Source organism: Pseudonocardia yuanmonensis, assembly GCF_039542425.1.
In the GTDB taxonomy this organism is placed as follows: Bacteria; Actinomycetota; Actinomycetes; order Mycobacteriales; family Pseudonocardiaceae; genus Pseudonocardia; species Pseudonocardia yuanmonensis.
Genome location: NZ_BAABIC010000009.1, coordinates 1 through 16,674, shown reverse-complemented (window position 1 = coordinate 16,674; position 16,674 = coordinate 1). Strand labels below are relative to the sequence as shown.

At 74.4% G+C, this 16,674-nt stretch carries 17 protein-coding genes; 12 read left to right on the top strand and 5 right to left on the bottom strand.

What is annotated here, in order from left to right; all coding sequences use genetic code 11:
• Positions 1-49: 49 nt before the first annotated feature.
• Both ABD990_RS14655 and ABD990_RS14650 read left to right on the top strand, forming a co-directional pair.
• Entirely contained in the window at positions 50-745 is a 696-nt protein-coding gene (locus ABD990_RS14655; protein WP_345381044.1) for an alpha/beta fold hydrolase, read from the top strand.
• Between the two features lie 687 nt (positions 746-1,432).
• Entirely contained in the window at positions 1,433-1,897 is a 465-nt protein-coding gene (locus ABD990_RS14650; RefSeq protein ID WP_345381043.1) for a phage tail protein, read from the top strand.
• A gap of 265 nt (positions 1,898-2,162) precedes the next feature.
• Here ABD990_RS14650 and ABD990_RS14645 read toward each other — a convergent pair whose 3' ends face one another.
• Complete coding sequence (locus tag ABD990_RS14645) at positions 2,163-2,447, bottom strand: lipopolysaccharide assembly protein LapA domain-containing protein (protein ID WP_345381042.1); 285 nt, start codon at positions 2,445-2,447, stop codon at positions 2,163-2,165.
• Positions 2,448-2,788: 341 nt separating this feature from the next.
• Between ABD990_RS14645 and ABD990_RS14640 the strand changes: the two genes are divergently transcribed.
• The 4 genes from ABD990_RS14640 (at position 2,789) to ABD990_RS14630 (ending at position 5,320) form a co-directional block, all read left to right on the top strand.
• On the top strand, positions 2,789-3,730 hold the full coding sequence (locus ABD990_RS14640; protein ID WP_345381041.1) for a manganese catalase family protein: 942 nt from the start codon (positions 2,789-2,791) through the stop codon (positions 3,728-3,730).
• A gap of 368 nt (positions 3,731-4,098) precedes the next feature.
• A complete protein-coding gene (locus tag ABD990_RS34385) occupies positions 4,099-4,560 on the top strand; it encodes a hypothetical protein (RefSeq protein ID WP_425569608.1) in 462 nt (153 codons plus the stop codon).
• Positions 4,554-4,727, top strand: coding sequence for a hypothetical protein (locus tag ABD990_RS34380; protein ID WP_425569602.1), 174 nt, complete (start codon positions 4,554-4,556; stop codon positions 4,725-4,727). Before ABD990_RS34385 ends, ABD990_RS34380 begins: the two co-directional genes overlap by 7 nt.
• Positions 4,728-4,855: 128 nt before the next feature.
• Positions 4,856-5,320 carry a potassium channel family protein gene (locus ABD990_RS14630; RefSeq protein ID WP_345381038.1) on the top strand — a complete coding sequence of 155 codons (465 nt, stop codon included), beginning with the start codon at positions 4,856-4,858 and terminating at the stop codon, positions 5,318-5,320.
• 27 nt (positions 5,321-5,347) lie between these two features.
• Here ABD990_RS14630 and ABD990_RS14625 read toward each other — a convergent pair whose 3' ends face one another.
• The gene (locus ABD990_RS14625) at positions 5,348-6,562 is read right to left on the bottom strand and encodes a low temperature requirement protein A (protein WP_345381037.1); all 1,215 of its coding nucleotides are present in this window, start codon (positions 6,560-6,562) and stop codon (positions 5,348-5,350) included.
• A 137-nt stretch (positions 6,563-6,699) separates the two neighbouring features.
• On the opposite strand from ABD990_RS14625, the gene ABD990_RS14620 reads away from it, so the two are divergent.
• From ABD990_RS14620 to ABD990_RS14600, 5 genes are all read left to right on the top strand, one after another.
• On the top strand, positions 6,700-7,884 hold the full coding sequence (locus ABD990_RS14620) for an FAD-dependent oxidoreductase (RefSeq protein ID WP_345381036.1): 1,185 nt from the start codon (positions 6,700-6,702) through the stop codon (positions 7,882-7,884).
• 53 nt (positions 7,885-7,937) lie between these two features.
• On the top strand, positions 7,938-8,978 hold the full coding sequence (locus ABD990_RS14615) for an asparaginase (RefSeq protein WP_345381035.1): 1,041 nt from the start codon (positions 7,938-7,940) through the stop codon (positions 8,976-8,978).
• Positions 8,979-9,043: 65 nt separating this feature from the next.
• Positions 9,044-10,177 (top strand): PQQ-dependent sugar dehydrogenase, encoded by a 1,134-nt coding sequence (locus tag ABD990_RS14610; RefSeq protein WP_345381034.1) that lies wholly within the window; start codon positions 9,044-9,046, stop codon positions 10,175-10,177.
• An 18-nt stretch (positions 10,178-10,195) separates the two neighbouring features.
• A complete protein-coding gene (locus tag ABD990_RS14605) occupies positions 10,196-11,662 on the top strand; it encodes a carboxylesterase/lipase family protein (protein ID WP_345381033.1) in 1,467 nt (488 codons plus the stop codon).
• Positions 11,663-11,686: 24 nt separating this feature from the next.
• Positions 11,687-11,998 carry a putative quinol monooxygenase gene (locus ABD990_RS14600; RefSeq protein WP_345381032.1) on the top strand — a complete coding sequence of 104 codons (312 nt, stop codon included), beginning with the start codon at positions 11,687-11,689 and terminating at the stop codon, positions 11,996-11,998.
• Between the two features lie 18 nt (positions 11,999-12,016).
• Here ABD990_RS14600 and ABD990_RS14595 read toward each other — a convergent pair whose 3' ends face one another.
• The 3 genes from ABD990_RS14595 to ABD990_RS14585 form a co-directional block, all read right to left on the bottom strand.
• The gene (locus tag ABD990_RS14595; RefSeq protein WP_345381031.1) at positions 12,017-12,289 is read right to left on the bottom strand and encodes a hypothetical protein; all 273 of its coding nucleotides are present in this window, start codon (positions 12,287-12,289) and stop codon (positions 12,017-12,019) included.
• A 139-nt stretch (positions 12,290-12,428) separates the two neighbouring features.
• Positions 12,429-13,457 carry a TerC family protein gene (locus ABD990_RS14590; protein WP_345381030.1) on the bottom strand — a complete coding sequence of 343 codons (1,029 nt, stop codon included), beginning with the start codon at positions 13,455-13,457 and terminating at the stop codon, positions 12,429-12,431.
• A gap of 154 nt (positions 13,458-13,611) precedes the next feature.
• Positions 13,612-14,637: a hypothetical protein gene (locus ABD990_RS14585; protein ID WP_345381029.1), complete on the bottom strand. Its 1,026-nt coding sequence runs from the start codon at positions 14,635-14,637 to the stop codon at positions 13,612-13,614.
• Between the two features lie 183 nt (positions 14,638-14,820).
• Here ABD990_RS14585 and ABD990_RS14580 point away from each other — a divergent pair.
• Positions 14,821-16,674, top strand: a 1,854-nt coding sequence (locus tag ABD990_RS14580; protein ID WP_345381028.1) for a tetratricopeptide repeat protein, incomplete at its 3' end; no start/stop codon positions are given.

Genomic DNA, 16,674 nt, shown 5'->3' with positions numbered 1-16,674 from the left:
CAGTTAGGTTATCGCCGCGGATTCCCGCCCGACTCACCGAGGAGCCACGATGTCGTTCGTCCTCGTCCACGGCGCCGGCTACGGCGCATCCTGCTGGGACGAGCTCGTCCCACTGCTGGAGCACGACGCCCTCGCGGTCGACCTTCCCGGTCGCGGATCGCGCGCTGGCACCGACCTCACCAGGGTCACGTTGCAGGACTGCGCCGACGCCGTGGTCGCCGACGTCGAGTCCCGCGACCTGACCGACGTCGTGCTGGTCGGCCACTCGTTCGCCGGGGTGACCGTGCCGCGCGTCATGACCGCGCTCGGCGGGCGGATCCGCCGCGTCGTCCTGCTCTCCGCGGTCGTCCCGCCCGACGGCACCCGGGTGCTGGACCAGATCGACCCGGGCGTCCGCGGACTCGTGGAGCAGTCGCTCGCCGGCGGGATCTACCACCAGGAAAGGGCCGCCGCACACACCATGCTGTGCAACGACATGGACGAGGCCACCGCCACCGCCGCCCTCGACCGCCTCGTCGACGACTCCGCCGCCCTGCTGTCCGAGCCCGTCGACCTGGCCGGGTACGCGAGCCCCGTCCCCCGCACCTACATCCGGCTGACTGCCGACCAGTGCTACACCCCGGACCTGCAGGAACGCTCGGTCGCCCTGACCTCCGCCGATATCGAGTGGCTGCACGCAGGCCACCTCGCGATGATCAGCGCCCCGACCGAACTGGCCACGCTGCTCAACCGCCTGCACGGATAGCCCGCGCAGCTGAGGCGTCGTTCATGTTGGTCGGATCGCTCCGCCGCGGACGTCGACGAGGTGGTGTCCGGGCTGCGGCCGGCCACCGACCATGCCAGCGCCGACGCCGTCGCAGCCCGTCACTACTGACATCCAGCCGGCCACGGCCCGGCCGTCGGCCGGTCACCGTTCTGGTCATCGCCTACCCCAGATCATCGCGTCGTCGACCGACCACGGCAGAAGATCGTCAGCGGAGCGACGACCGTGTGACCAGCAGGATCGCCGTTCGTGGACACTGGGCGACCACCCGACTCCCCTCCAGCGGGTTGGGGTTCGATTCCCTCGCGGCGCACACACGCTGCAGGCCAGAGCGTTCCCGCTCTGGCCTGCAGCGTTCTCCGCAAGATCAACACACCGCTTGTTCGCCCGTTCAGCGGAGAAGGGCGTGAGCTGATCACGGCTGGCAGTCCGGTGCAGGAGCACCGGACAGGCATCTCCGCTGACGATCGGTACGCCTTGAGCGGGGACGGCTCGTCCCCTGCCCGGAGACCGACCCTCGCATCGAGGTAGCTCGTCGCCGAGGCCGCCACCAGTCGCGGACTGCCCGGAGTTCGGTTGCCGGCTGATCTTGGAGGACACACTCCTCGCTGGCAGGATGCCCAGCGAGGAGCCCAGAAGGCATCTCGCCGACCGAGGGGAGGCCGTGTCATGACCTACACCGTGGACTTCCACACCGTGTCGACCGTCGGCCTGGAGTCGTCGCCGGCCGCGGAAGCGCTCGCAGGCCTCCGGGCGAACGAGGCCCGCTATTTCAAGAACAAGTACGACCACGAGTTCACGGTGGAGCCCGCAGCCGACGCCGAGGACACCATCGAGTGGGTCCACCGGATCCTGCAGGAAGAACGCGGCATCGTCATCTCCTCCCCACCCCTTCAGGCCACGGCCTTCCAGGTCGAGAACATCCGGATGGCCTACGTCTTCTACGAGAGCGGCCTGTCGGTCAACGTCATGTACTCGCTCGACGAGGGCGGCAAGCGGGCGGTCGGGTTCAAGCTGGCCGACGGGATGGAGGTCCCCGACGAGCTCGCCACGCGCTTCAAGTTCGCGCGCCAGAAGTCGAAGCTGGCCGGGACCATCCGCGGTTCGTACTTCACCATCAAGAAGGAGTACTGAGCCCCGGGACCGGTCCCGCTGTCCGGGGCGACCGACCCGGCTACGCGTCTACGGTGCGGGCCACCATGGACCCGCCGGACAAGTCCGCGAGACCTGGGAAGAGCACGGACACCGTCAGGCGAGGCTCGACCCTCGATCCCGTCCAGAGCGCCCGACCTCATTGCCCGCTTACACCCCGACCTCCAGCCGCTGTGCGGAATCGGAGGAGATCGCCACCAACTGCGGCGCCGGCCGACGAGTGTCGTCACGTCCGACCGGCCGTACCTCAGCGCTCTGCACGGCGCGCCACCCGGCGCCGATGGCGGCGCAGGACGCCCAGTCCGAACCACACCAGCGCCCCCAGCAGCGCGGTGACCAGGGTGAACAACCACAGCGGCCAGGACCAGCTCCAGAACAGGAAGCGCAGGGTGACCGGCGCCGTGTTCTGGATCATGAAGACGAGGAGCAGCCCTGCGCCGACGAGCGTCGCGATCACTCCGCCGCTGAGCTGTCCACCCCCGTGCCCGCTCCCGGCACCGGTCGTGCTGCCAGGACTCGTCTGTCCGACCATCGCTCTCTCCCCTCCGCGCAGTGACCGCGTGTCCTGGCGGCAGGGTCGGGTCCGGCGCAGGCGGACGTTAGGGCCATAGGTCTCCCGTGCGGCAGGGCGAGCCGACCGGTGACGACACCTGCGGCCGGGGAGAGCGGTCACCCGCGCGAGGCGAGGTGGTCCGCCCGCGATGCGACCAGCCTCGACCGAGGTGGACGGCGAGTCGATCCGGGTCTCCCACTGCTCGGACCGACACCCCCGCCTGAACCGCCCGCCGGGCGACGCACCGGCCCCGATGCGACGGGACCCACGCTCCGACGGGCGGCGAGCGCCCGTCGAACCCGACGCAGAGGAGCGACGCGATGTTCATGAACATCCAGCGCCTGATCAACGAGATCGTGCCCGACGAACCGGACCCGGCCGCCGCGAACGCACTCCAGGAGGGCCTGGGTGGTCAGTTCGGCGAGATGCGGACGATGATGCAGTACCTCTTCCAGAGCTTCAACTTCCGCGGGGCGGCCGCGAAACCCTACCGCGACCTGCTCTACGGCATCGGCACCGAGGAGATCAGCCACGTCGAGCTGATCGCGACGACGATCGCGCGGCTGACCGACGGCTCGCCCCGCTACAACGGCTCGCCCGAGGCGCCGCTCGACGAGGCCGCCGCGGGCGGGGCGACGCCGCTGTCCACCGCGCTCAGCGCCGGCAACATCCACCACTTCCTCGTCGGCGGGCAGGGAGCGCTGCCCGTCGACGCGGTCGGCAATCCCTGGTCCGGCTCGTACGTCTACAACAGCGGCAACCTCGTGCTCGATCTGCTCTACAACCTCATGCTCGAGTCGACGGGGCGCCTCCAGAAGTGCCGCATCTACGAGATGAGCAGCAACAAGACCCTGCGTTCCACGGTCGCGTACCTGATCGTCCGCGACCAGGCCCACGAGAACGCCTACGCGAAGGCGCTGGAGACCCTCGGGGTGGACTGGGGCAGGACGCTGCCGATCCCGAAGACGGCCGCCGAGCGTTTCCCCGAGGTCAAGACCCTGCTCGATCAGGGGCTGGCCGAGAAGCAGTACACCTTCAGCCTCGACAACCTCTCCGAGGCCGGCAAGATCTTCCAGGGCTCGGCCCCGGCCGCCATGAACGGCGCGACGCTGCGCACCGAGCAGAGCCCCGAGGGGTACCCGATGGAGATCGCGGTCGAGCGGCCGGAGGAGTTCGCCCCCGGTCTCGATCCCGCGCTGCTCGAACTCGTCCAGCAGACCGCGGAGATGGAGGTCGCGCAGGCCAGCGACCCGACGGACTGACACCATCCATCCGCAGGCGGCTCCCCCGGGAGCCGCCTTCGTTCGTCGTTCAGCGACGTATCTCCGTCTCCCCGGCAAGCTGTTGTGACACAGGTCACTCAGAGGCGGCGCCGGTCGGGGGGAGAAGATCATGGACAGTCGTCGGTTCCTCAGGGGGTCGGGCTCGCGCTCGCGGCCTGCACCGCCACGGCCGCCCTCGCGGCGTGCGGAGGAGGGAGCGCCAGGCGGGTGCCGCGGGGAGCGGCGGCACCTTCTTCGGCCCGGCCCAGAACCTCGGCAACGGCACCGCCCGCACCTACGCCGTGCTCGACGGGGGCGGCAACCCCACCGAGATCGGGGTGCGGCTCAGCAGCGGCGCCCTCGACGGGCTGCCGACGACGACCACCCCGGCGGGCACGCTCATGCTCGACCTCCCGGACCAGGCGTCGGCGACGGCGTACGACCACGTCATGCTCAACTGGAACCCGCAGGGCCACGACCCGGTGGTGCTCTTCGGCAAGCCGCACTTCGACATCCACTTCGACATGGTCGACATGGCCTCGATTCCAGGCCGTCGATCCCGCGGACCCGAACTACGCGGCCGCGGCCGACCGCCTGCCGGAGCCGCGGTACGTCCCGCAGGGGTACGCCCTCCCGCCGGGCGGGACGGCCGCCCAGCAGGCGGTGCCCGGCATGGGCGTCCACCTCGTCGACTCCACCGGTGCCCGGCATGGGCGTCCACCTCGTCGACTCCACCGACAGCAGCCTGGTCCCCGGCTCCTACGACTTCACCCAGATCATCATCAACGGGACCTGGGACGGCCGGCACACGTTCACCGAGCCGATGGTGACGCGGGACTGGCTGCTCACGAAGCCGAACCTGGAGCAGCCGCTCAAGCTGCCGCAGGCCTACCAGAAGAGCGGCTACCACCCGACCGGCTACGCCGTCCGCGTGGACGGGCAGAGCGGCGACTACGTCGTCGCGCTCACCGGGATGACGATGCGCCAGGCGTCGTAGCCCCTGGCTGCTCGGCGCCTGCTCGCGCCTGCTCCGCGTCGGCTCCGCCCCGCTCCGCCGGGTTCACGCCGACGAGTACCGGGTACCGTTCCGACCTTCCCGGCGGCACGGGGACGAGGAGCGACGGGGTGAGCGCGAGGAGCAGGACCCGCACGCTGGCCACCGCGGCCCGGGTGGCCGGACTGGTCACGCTCGTGGCCGCGGCCGTCTCGGCGGCCGGCGGCACGGGGATGTGGCTCGCCGAGCGCGGTGCCGCGGGCGGCACGGTGCGGACCTGGGGCGACGGGCTGTGGTGGGCGCTGACCACCCTGACGACCGTCGGCTACGGCGACCACGTCCCCGTCACCGTCGCGGGCCGGGCCGTCGGGGTGGCGGTGATGGTGGCGGGTGTCGCGATCATCGGCGGGGTCGCGGCGGGCGTGGCACTGCTGGTGACCTACGCCGTCGCCGTCACCGAGGAGCAGGCCCTGGAAGCCGAGGCCGAGAGCCTGGAGCGCAGGCTCGAGCGCCGGCTGGACGCCCTGGACCGACGGTTGGCCCTCATCGAGGAGCGCCTGACCGCCCTCGGGGAGGACGGCCGGGGCCGCCGGTAGGGCCGCCGTCGGACCCCTGCACGCTCCTCAGTGCTCGGCGTGGCTCCCGTGCCGTACCGCGTGCCGGAGCTCGCGGAAACGGTGCGTCTCGTAGGCGACGAGACCGCAGAGGACCACGGCCAGGACGAGCAGCGCCACGACGGCCGGGACCATCGCGACCAGGGGCGTGATCGCGAGGAGCAGCACGCCGACCGCGATCCGTTCCACGTTGACCGTGCCCATCAGGTAGCGCTTGAACCAGACGTGCGCGAAGAGGTAGACGGCGGCGCCGCCGTAGAGCGCGGCCAGCGGGATGCCGTAGAGCGGGTCGGCGAGGTCGTGTCCGTCGCCGCCGCCGATGTAGGTCAGCGCCTTCTTGAGCCCGAGCGCCATCAGGATGATCCCGATGATCATGGGCAGGTGCAGGAAGGTGTAGCCGCCGCGGGCCAGCCTGATCTGCCGTTCGCCGGTCGCCTCGGCGAGGGCGCGCTCGGTGAGGATCGAGGTGACGTCGAAGTAGGCCCACCACATCGCGCCGGCGACGGCGAGCCCGAGCACGCTGCCGGCGATGATCGGCCAGGAGACCGGCAGCGCGGCCACGCCGATGCCGATGGACACGATCGACTCGCCGAGCGCCACGATGATGATCAGCCCGTGCCGCTCGGCGAAGTGCCGCGCCGAGTTCAGCCGCCAGGACGCGCCGGCCAGGGCGGTGCCCACGTAGTCGCCGAGCAGCGCCCCGGCCCACAGCACGGTCTGCAGCCAGCCCTCGGCCTGCGAGGCGAGGAGCAGCAGCACGGTGCCCAGCACGACCGACGGGATCCAGCGCACGACCTGGCCCCGCAGCTGCGGGTCGTCCCGGCTGCAGATCCAGAACATGCCGAGGTGCACGATCCGCACCACGAAGTACGCGACCGCGAACACCACGGGCCCGGACAGGCCGCCGGGCAGGTCGTCGAAGGCCTCGGGGATGGTGATCGAGGCGACGAACACCCCGGCCATCGCGACCAGCATGCCGACCCGGATCACGCCCTCGTCGGCCTTGGCGACGTTGCCCAGCCACGAGTAGCCGACCCACGACCACCACATGACGACGAGGATCAGCATGCCGCGGAGCACGACCTCGGCCGTCGGGTCGTCGGCCATCCAGTCCGTGACGCGGGTGAGCGCGAATACGAACACGAGGTCGAAGAAGAGCTCCAGGGTGGTGACGGCCGCGCCCTCGCCGACCGCCTCGACCCTCGCCCGCCGGGGGGTGACCATGGCGGGCATCGTGCCAGGCCGAGGACACGCCCGACAGACTCCGTAGATCTCTCGACTGCCGAGACGGTCGGCCATCGAGAGGGTAGTGTCGAGACCGTGAGCGCGTTCCGGCCGGCCCCCCGGTGACACCCGTCCGCGTGGTCGGGGGCGGCCCCGGCGGGATGCTGCTGGCGTACCTGCTGGCCCGGGCCGGCGTCCCCGTGACCCTGCTGGAGGCGCACCGCGACTTCGACCGGCGGTTCCGGGGCGACTCGCTGCACCCGTGGACGCTCGAGCTGCTCGACGAGCTGGGGCTGGCCGACGAGCTGCTGGCCCTGCCCCACTTCCCCGCCCGGTACTTCCGCTTCCACACGCCCGCGGGCACACTCACCCCGGCCGACTACGGCGCGCTCGACAGCCGGTTCCCGTACGTCGCGCTCATGCCGCAGGCCCGCTTCCTCGACTTCCTCGCGGCGAAGGCCGCCCAGCTGCCGGGGTTCGAACTGCGGACCTCGGCGCGGGTGTCGGGCCTGGTCGAGGAGCACGGCGTGGTCACGGGCGTGCGCGTCGGGGACGAGGAGCTCCCGGCGAGCCTGGTCGTCGGCGCCGACGGCCGGTTCTCCAAGGTGCGGGCCCTGGCCGGGCTGCCGGCGCGTTCGCTCGGCGCGCAGACGGACATCCTGTGGTTCAGCCTGCCGCGGCGCCCGGACGACCCGCCGGAGGCGGACGTCGACCTGTACTTCGGCGCGGGCCACTACGTCGGGCTGCTCGGCGGGCCGGAGGAGTGGCAGGTCGGCTGGTCGCTGCCCAAGGGTGGGTTCCCGGCGGCCCGCAGGGCCGGCGTCGAGCCGATCCGCGCCTTCCTGCGCACGCACGTGCCGTGGCTGGCCGACCGCACCGAGCTGCTCACCGACATGCGGCAGACGACGCTGCTGTCGGTCGACATCGCGCGGGTGGACCGCTGGTGGCGGCCCGGCCTGCTGCTGCTCGGCGACGCCGCGCACGTCATCTCCCCGGTCGGCGGCAACGGCATCCTGATGGCCCTGCAGGACGCCGTCGTCACGGCGAACCGGCTGGTCCCGGCCCTGCGCGCGGGCGGTGTGCACGAGAGCGACCTGATCGCGGTGCAGGCCGACCGGGAGCCCGCGATCCGGACGGTGCAGGCGCAGCAGGTCCGCACCGAGCGGCGGGTGGCCAGAGCGCGGGAGCGGGACCGCGCGATCGCCCCGCCGGCCGCGCTGCGCTGGGTCTTCGCGCTGCCGGGCGTGCGGGCCCGGGCCGCGCGGGGCAACGCCTACGGGCCCATTCCCCCGGTGCTGGACCGGCGGGTCCTGGCGGCGTGATCCCGGCCGCGGGCGGCGGCACACCGCGCCGGCGGCGGCTACCGTCGCCGACCGTGGAGGAGAGCGTCGCGACGGGGGCCGGGGTCCTGGCCACCGTCGTCCGGTCCGGGGTGGTCGAGTCGGTGCACCACGGGCACCTGGCGAGTGTCGGCGCCGACGGGTCCGGCCCACGGGTCGGCCGGCCGGGCACCACGTTCTTCCCGCGCTCGGCGCTCAAGCCGGTGCAGGCGGCGGCGATGCTGCGGGCCGGGCTGGACCTCGACGGCGAACTCCTCGCGCTCGCGGCCGCCAGCCACGCCGGCCTGCCGGGTCACCGCGAGGGCGCGGCCCGGATCCTCGCCCGCGCCGGGCTGGACACGGGCGCGCTGCGCAACACCCCCGACCTCCCGCTCGACGCCGAGGCCGCCGCCTCGTGGCGCGCAGCCGGGTCGCCGCCGGCGCCGGTCGCGCAGAACTGCTCGGGCAAGCACGCCGCCATGCTCGCCACCTGTGTGGCCGCCGGGTGGGACACGGCGTCGTACCTCGATCCCGGGCACCCGCTGCAGCGGGCGATCCGCCGGCACGTCGAGGCGCTGACCGGCGACGACGTGCGGCACGTCGCCGTCGACGGGTGCGGCGCCCCGCTGTTCTCCTGCACCGTCGCGGGCCTGGCCCGCGCCTTCTCCGCGATCGCGACGGCCGGACCGGACACTCCGGAGGGCCGGGTCGCCGCGGCGATCCGGGCGCACCCGGAGTGGCTCGGCGGGCCGGTCCGCCCGGTGACCCGGATCCTGCGGGCCGTGCCCGGGCTCGTCGCCAAGGACGGGGCCGAGGGCGTGTTCGCCGCCGCGCTGCCGGACGGGCGGGCGCTGGCCCTCACCGTGCTCGACGGGGCCGCGCGGCCGGTCCCGGCCGTGGTCGCGGCCGCACTCCGGGCGCTCGGGGTGCGCTCCGCGGAGCTCGACGCCGTGGGACACGTGCCGGTGCTCGGCCACGGCGCCGAGGTCGGGGCCGTGCAACCCGCCGTACCGGCGGTGCTCACGGAGCCGGCCGTGCCCACGGAGCCGGCCGTGCCCACGGAGCTGCCTTCGCCCGTCGCCGGCGGCGCGGCCTGACCGGCGATCTCCGGTCCGCCGGGTTCGGCGCGCCCCCGTCGACCGGCCCGGATAGGTTCACGGTCGTGCGCCCCCTCACCTCCCTCCCCTTCCGGACCGGCGCCGCCCTGCTGCTCGCGGGCGTACTGGCCGTCACCACGGCCTGTGCCGGGGCCGCCCCGGCCTCAGCACCGGGAGCCACCGCGTCCACCGGTCCGTCCGCCGTGCCGCAGAGCGCACCGGCCGCCGGTCAGCCGCGCGTGCTGGCGTCCGGCCTCGAGGTGCCGTGGGGCATCGCCTTCCTGCCGGACGGCGCCGCGCTGGTCACCGAGCGGATCTCGGCCACGATCTCCCGGGTCGCCGCGGACGGCACGGTGACCCGGTTGGGCACGGTCGAGGGCGTCACGCCGACCGGCGAGGGCGGGCTGCTCGGGATCGCGCTCCCGCCGGACCACCCGACCGACCGCGGCGTCTACGTCATGTACACGACCTCGGACGACAACCGGGTCGTCCGGCTGACGGCGAACCCGGACGGCACGATCGACGGCTCCCGGCAGCAGGAGATCGTCACCGGCATCCCCAAGGGCGGCAACCACGACGGCGGCCGGCTGCAGTTCGGGCCGGACGGATTCCTCTACGTCGCCACCGGCGAGGCGGGCCGGGGCGAGCCGGCGCAGGACCGGGACGACCTGGGCGGGAAGATCCTGCGGCTCACCGAGGACGGGCAGCCGGCCCCTGGCAACCCGTTCGGCACCGCCGTCTACACCCTCGGCCACCGCAACCCGCAGGGCCTGGCCTGGGACCCGGCCGGGCGGCTGTGGTCCGCGGAGTTCGGCCAGAACACGTGGGACGAGATCAACCTCGTTATGCCGGGCGCGAACTACGGCTGGCCCGAGGTGGAGGGCCGGGAGGGCCGCGACGGGTTCGTCGACCCGGTCGCGCAGCAGGGCACGGACGACGCCTCGTGGAGCGGCCTGGCCTACGCCGACGGCGCCCTGTACGCGGGTGCACTGCAGGGGGAACGCCTCTTCCGGTACCCGGTGAACCCCGACGGCTCGCTCGGCGAACCGCAGGCGCTGTTCACCGGCACGTACGGCCGGATCCGCACCGTCGTGGCCGCCCCGGACGGGAGGTCGCTGTGGTTCACCACCAGCAACCGCGACGGCCGCGGCGACCCCGGGCCGGACGACGATCGCATCCTCGTGCTTCCGCTCGTGTGATCGGGTAGACCGGTCCGCATGGAGGCACACACCACCGCGGGCCGGGTCAGGGGCCTGGAGAAGGACGGGATCACCCGGTTCCTCGGCGTCCCCTACGCGGCGCCGCCCGTCGGCGCGCTCCGGTTCGCCCCGCCCGCCCCGGCGCCCGGCTGGGACGGGGTGCGGGACTGCACCGCGCCCGGCCCGTCCGCGCCACAGCCGCCGCGCACCTTCGGCCCGCTGGACCTCTCCCCCATCATCGGGCAGGGGTGGCGGCCGGGCGACGACTACCTGACCGTCGACGTCTGGACGCCGGACCCCGGCGGCTCCGGGCTGCCCGTGATGGTGTTCGTGCACGGCGGCGCGTTCGTCGCCGGCGAGCCCGGCGCCCCGGTCTACGACGGCACCGCGCTGGCCCGGGCCGGGGTGGTGCTGGTGTCGGTGACCTACCGGCTGGGGATCGAGGGCTTCCTCCCGCTCGCCGGCGGCGCCACGAACATCGGGCTGCGCGACCAGCTCGCCGCGCTGACCTGGGTGCAGGAGAACGCCGCCGCGTTCGGCGGCGACCCCGGCAACGTCACGGTGTTCGGCGAGTCCGCGGGCGCGATGAGCGTCGGCTGCCTGCTCGGCGCCCCGCTCGCGGGCGGGCTGTTCCGGCGCGCGATCGTGCAGAGCGGCGGCGCGGAGATGGTGCACACCGAGGGGCCGCTGCGCGGGTTCGCCGCACGGGTGGCCGCCGAGCTGGGCGTCGAGCCCACCGCGGACGCCTTCCGTGGGCGGCCGCTCGCCGACACCCTGGCCGCCCAGGACCGGATGTCCGATCCGCTCCGGCGCGGCGACCTGCGCGAACCCGACGGCGTCGATCCCGGCTTCGGGCTCGGCGGGTTCTGCCCCGTGCTGGGCGACGACGTCCTGCCCCGCTCTCCGCTCGCGGCCGTCGCCGAGGGATCGGCCGCCGGCATCGACATGATCAGCGGGTACAACGCCGAGGAGATGAACCTCTACCTGGTGCCGACCGGCCTGCTGGGTGCGCTGACGGACGTGCAGGCCCTGGCCGGGCTCGGCGCGGTGCACCCGCGGGCCGCGGAGCTGCTGGCGGCGCGCCCCGAGACGACGCCCGGCGAGCGGTACGCCGGGCTCCTCACCGACCTCGTGTTCCGCGGCCCCGCGCTGCGCCTCGCCCTGGCGCACGCACGCACCGGGACCGGCTCGACGCACGTCTACGAGTTCGGCTGGCGCTCCCCGGCCTTCGGCGGCGGGCTGGGCGCCTGCCACGCCGTCGACCTGCCGTTCGTGTTCGGCACCCCGGAGCGCGCGGCCGGGCCGGACGCGCTGGCCGGGGAGGCCCCGCCCCGCGCGCTCGCCGACGAGATGGTGGCCGCGTGGGCGGGGTTCGCCCGGACCGGCGACCCGGGCTGGCCCGCCTTCACCGCCGAGGGCCGGGCGCTGCGCCGCTTCGGCACGCCCTCGGCCGACGCGACCGCGGACCCGGTCACGGCCGGCTGACCCGCGCGCGGCTACCGTCGCCGCATGAGCGCCCGCGTCGGCAGGTACGTCCGGATGATCGCGACCCCGGGGGACGGGGCCACCCTGGCCGAGGGGATGCTCCGCGTCGCCGAGGGCATGCGCGCGGCGCCGGGGTGCGAGCTGTACATCGTGAACCGCACCCCGGACGAGGAGGACGCCGTCTGGGTCACCGAGGTGTGGTCGGACGAGGCGGCGTCGGAGGCCGCGCTGGAGCGGGACCTCGGCGAGGCCGGCCTCGGCGCGGTGCTGCCGCTGCTCGCGGGCCCGCCCGAGTACATCGAGCTCACCCCGGTGGGCGGGCCCGGCCTGACCTGACGCGCCCGTCGGACCACCTCAGGTCAGGGTGGCCCGCAGCACGGCGGGCAGCCGGTGCAGGCGCGCGACCAGCAGCTCGGCCTCCTCGACCGTGAGCGGCAGGGTCAGCCCGAGGGTGCCCGTGTCGTCGTCGAGGTCGGCGGTGAGCCCGCGGACCGGGTAGCCGCGGCCGCGCAGCAGGGTCACGACGCGCTGGACGCCGTCGAGGCCACCGGTCACGGCGACGGTGAGGGACACGGGATCGGGGGCCTGCGCGGAGGTGGCGGGCGCAGGGAGCAGGGCGGCGGTCATCGGATCTCCTTCACGAGGTGGGGATCCGGGCCAGGTCCCGGCCGGGCGCACGTGAGCGGCGCGCCGGCGACCTGGCTCAGCCGGCGCGCCGGGTAATGATCTCCCGCGGGGAGCTCACCGCGTGGCGCACGCCGCCATCCTAGCGGTCCCGCTCCTGCTCGGACGCGCCGACCGCACCCGGCGCCTTCCTGCTGGCCCGCAGCGAGCCCGCGTGCGCCTTCTGGCTCGGGTCGTTGCGCGTCTTGATCAGGCTCGCCACCGTGACGATCGCCAGGATGCCGACGATCACGCCGAGGCTCAGGGTGGTCGGGATCTCCGGGACGGACGGGCTGATGTCGACGTGCAGCCAGTGCAGGATCAGCTTCACGCCGATGAACGCGAGGATGATCGACAGCCCGGTCGAGAGATAGACCAGCCGGTCGAGCAGGCCCTTGACCAGGAAGAACAGGGCGCGCAGGCCGAGCAGGGCGAAGGCGTTGGCCGCGAAGACGATGTAGGCCTCGCTCGTCACGCCGAACACCGCGGGGATGGAGTCGAGCGCGAACAGCAGGTCGATGCCGCCGATCGCGACCAGCACGATGAACAGCGGGGTGGCCAGGCGCTTGCCGTCGACCTTCGCGAACAGCTTGCCGCCGTGGTACTCGTCGCTGATCGGGAACAGCCGGCGCGCGCCCTTGACCACGGCGTTGTCCTCGACGTCCGGGTCCTCGTCGCGGTGCCGGAAGAGCTGGACCGCCGTGTAGAGCAGCAGCAGGCCGAACACCAGGAACATGAACGAGAAGGCGTTGAGCAGCGTGGCGCCGACCGCGATGAAGATGCCGCGCATGATCAGCGCGAGCACGATCCCGAAGGTCAGGACCTTGTGCTGGTGCTCCTCGGGGACCGCGAACGTCGTCATGATGATCACGAAGACGAACAGGTTGTCGACCGAGAGGCTCTTCTCGACGATGTAGCCGCTGAAGTACTCGATGCCGAACTGGCTGCCGGCGTAGGACCAGAAGACCACACCGAACAGCACGGCCACGGCGATGTAGAAGACCGACCAGAGCACGGCCTCGCGGAACCCGACCCGGTGAGGCTTCAGCGCCGCCACGATCAGGTCCAGCGCGAGCAGCAGTACGACCGCTCCGATCGTCACGCCCCACGCCAGCCCACTGACCTCGAGCACCCGTCCTCCTCGCAGTCGTCCTGCACGGTCCTGCACAGTCTTGGTCGCCCGGCGCCCGCCCGTGGGCGGGCGCCACCTCAGGCAGGCTACCGATACCCGGGACCGTTCGCCCCAATCGGGACGAAAACGACAAGCGACGCGGGTCCGGTTCCCGCTACCGGGTGCGCTCCACGCGGCAGGTGTTCGAGACGGTCCTGGTGCCCGGCGGGAGCGCGCCGCGCTTCTGCGCCCAGCTGCCGTCGCCGTCGTGCTCGACGCTCTCCTGCAGCCAGGACCCGGCACCGGCATCCGCCTCGACCACGAACAGGTCCCGCACGGAGCCGATCGGCGAGTCGAAGGTCAGCACGTAGGAGGCGGCGCCGGTGTCGGCGCGCACCGGGGCCTTCGCGAAGAGCGGCAGACCCTCGGTGAACACGCGCAGCATCAGCCAGTAGGCGTGGTCCGGGGGCGCGGGCCGGACCACCTCGAGATCGACCCGGATCCGGACCGGGATGCCGGGCCGGCCGTCGTCCCCGGCGACCGACAGGAAGCGGACGTCCCCGCCCTCCCCGCCGACGTCGCAGTTCACGCCCGTCGGTCCGGCCGGCACGGCGAAGGCGGCCGCGCCGGGCAGGGCGAGCGGGGAGACGGGCACGACGTCGTCCGGCCCGCCGCTCCCGAGCACGCCCCCGCCGAGCACACCGCCGCCGAGGAGCAGGCCGAAGCCGGTGCCCGCGCCGAACAGTGCGAGCCCGGCCAGGACGAGCGCCGCGACGCGGACCCTTCGGCCGGACCGCCGCGGCGCGACCGCGGGTCCGGCCGGGGAGGGCCGGTCCACCGGTGAGTCCGCCGGCTCCTCCGACTCCTCGCCGGCCGCCCAGGCCTCCCGGGCCGCCGTCCAGCGGTCCTCGAACGGCTCCGGGTCCACGCCGTGCACGACCAGGAAGGCCTTCACCGACGGCCACCGCGGCAGTGCGCTGCGCCCCTCGGGCGTCCGGCGCGGGCCGAGCATCCGGGAGCAGGTGGCGGAGGAGACGGTGACCAGCCCGGGATGCCCGGCGCGGGCGCGCACGATCGCCTCCTCGACCTGGCGCAGCCGGTCGAAGGGCCCGTCGGTGTAGATCCCGCGCAGCGCCGTGACGACGGCGCGCACCGGCTCCGGGAGGTCCTCCTGCAGGGGGTCCAGCCCCTTCTGCGGCATCGCCGCCGCCTCCTTCCCGCCGGTGGTGTCCCCCCGATCGCCCCGATCAGCTCTGGTCGACTCGCTGCAATGTTGCCGTTGGTTACACCTGTCCGCGGGACGACCACGGAACGGCACCGGGTCCCGGAGCATCGGACGATCGACGACACTTGTTCCCCTACCCGGCAGGAGGTGATCAGGACGGTGGGCGGACCCAGCCGTCAGACGCTGCGTCTCGACGCCCCGGTCGGCACCGCCGTCCAGATCGGCACGCTGGCCGTCCCGCTCGGCCCGGCCGCCGTCCCGGCCGGCCTCCCGCCGCGCCCGTCCGGCTTCGTCGGGCGCCGGCGCGAGCTCGCGGAGATCACCCGGGCGGTCCGCGGCCCGGTGCGCGCCGTGCTGCTCACCGGCCGTCCCGGCGCGGGGGCCACCGCGCTCGCGGTCGAGTCCGCGCACCGCCTGGCCCCCCTCTTCCCCGACGGCGTCCTCGCCGAGGACCTGCGCGACCGCCTCCCCGGACCGGACACGGCCGCCGCCCGGCTGCTCGCCGGGCTGGGCCTGCCCGTCCCCGCCCGGGCCGTCGACGCCCGCCCGGCGCTGCGTGCCGCCCTGGCCGAGCGGCGCGTCCTGCTCCTGCTCGACGACGTCGGCGACGCCGGCGTGGTCGCCGGGCTCCTGCCCGCGCGGACCGGCTCCTTCGCGCTGCTCACCGCGGCCGGCCCGCTCGCGCTGCCGGACGGCGCCGCGGTGCGCGTCGAGCTGGGCGACCTGGGCCTCGACGACGCCCGCGCCCTGCTCGGCGGCCCGGGCCCGGGGGTCGACGACCTCGCCGCAGCCTGCGGCGGCCTCCCGCTCGCGCTGCGGATCGCCGCCGCCCGGCTGGCCGCGGAGCCGGACCTCACCCCGGACCGGCTCGCCGCCGCCCTGCTCGACCGGCACCGCACCCTCGCCGAGCTGCGGATCGGCGACCGGACGCTGCGGGCGTCGTTCGCGGCGGCGTACGCGCACCTCGGGCCGACCGAGCGCCGGGTGCTGCACGGGCTCGGGGCGATGCCCCTCGCGGACGTCACGCCCGCGACGGCGGCGGCCCTGGCCGGGCTGGACACCGAGGACGTCGAGCCGGCTCTCGCCGTGCTGGCAGCGGCGCACCTCGTCGAGCAGCGGCCGGGCACGCCCCCGCGGTACGCGCTGCACGGCCCGGCCCGGCGCTTCGCCGAGGAGGCGCTGCGCGACACCGGTGGCGAGCGGCTGTCCACCGCCGGCCGCCAACGGGTCGCGCACACCTACGCCCTGGCGCTCGACCGCGTGCGGCCCACCCCCGGCCGTCCGGTCGACCAGGGCTGGTTCGCGGCCGAGTGGGACAACCTCGTCGTGGTGGCCGAGGACCTCGAGCGGTACGACCGGGCCCAGCTGGACCATCTCGCCGACGTCCTGGCGGACCGTGGCGCGCTGCGAGCGCCGTGGCCGCACTGGTCCCGCGTGCAGGCGGCGGCGCTGCGACGCGCGGAGGCGGAGGGCCCGCCGGAGCGGCGCGCCGAGCTGCAGGTGCGGATCGCGGTCGCGCAGCGCGTGCGGGGCCGCGCGGACCTGGCGCTCGCCGCGCTCGACGGGGCCGAGCAGCGGTTCCTCGCCGCCGGCGATCCGGTCGGGGCGGCCGGGGCGCTACGGGCGCGCGCCGAGGTGCACAGGGATCTCGGCGACCCGGCGCGGGCCGAGGAGCTCTACCTGCGCGTGGTCGCGATGCTGCGCACCCACCGCGGCGCCGAGGCGGTGGAGACCGCGGCCTGGGCGCTGCACGGGCTCGCGGCGGTGTCGTGCGCCCGCGGGCGCACCGAGCGGGCGCTGCAGTGCGCGGCCGGGGCGCTCGAGCGCTTCCGGGTGCTGGACCACGCGGCCGGCCAGGCCGTCGTCTGGCAGGGCATCGGCGACGCGCGCCGGACAGCCGGCGACCCCGCCGGTGCCGTCGACGCCTACCGCCGCAGCTGCGCGCTGCACGCGGACCTGGGCGGACCGGAGCCGGCGGCCCCGCGGCAGGGGCTCGGCGAGGCGCTGCTGGTG

Coding starts and splice junctions, on each gene's coding strand:
- ABD990_RS14600 (WP_345381032.1), top strand. CDS start 11,687: ATGAGCGCCCGCGTCGGCAGGTACGTCCGGATGATCGCGACCCCGGGG.
- ABD990_RS14585 (WP_345381029.1), bottom strand. CDS start 14,637: ATGCCGCAGAAGGGGCTGGACCCCCTGCAGGAGGACCTCCCGGAGCCG.
- ABD990_RS14595 (WP_345381031.1), bottom strand. CDS start 12,289: ATGACCGCCGCCCTGCTCCCTGCGCCCGCCACCTCCGCGCAGGCCCCC.
- ABD990_RS14640 (WP_345381041.1), top strand. CDS start 2,789: ATGTTCATGAACATCCAGCGCCTGATCAACGAGATCGTGCCCGACGAA.
- ABD990_RS14655 (WP_345381044.1), top strand. CDS start 50: ATGTCGTTCGTCCTCGTCCACGGCGCCGGCTACGGCGCATCCTGCTGG.
- ABD990_RS34380 (WP_425569602.1), top strand. CDS start 4,554: ATGGTGACGCGGGACTGGCTGCTCACGAAGCCGAACCTGGAGCAGCCG.
- ABD990_RS14625 (WP_345381037.1), bottom strand. CDS start 6,562: ATGGTCACCCCCCGGCGGGCGAGGGTCGAGGCGGTCGGCGAGGGCGCG.
- ABD990_RS14605 (WP_345381033.1), top strand. CDS start 10,196: ATGGAGGCACACACCACCGCGGGCCGGGTCAGGGGCCTGGAGAAGGAC.
- ABD990_RS14645 (WP_345381042.1), bottom strand. CDS start 2,447: ATGGTCGGACAGACGAGTCCTGGCAGCACGACCGGTGCCGGGAGCGGG.
- ABD990_RS14650 (WP_345381043.1), top strand. CDS start 1,433: ATGACCTACACCGTGGACTTCCACACCGTGTCGACCGTCGGCCTGGAG.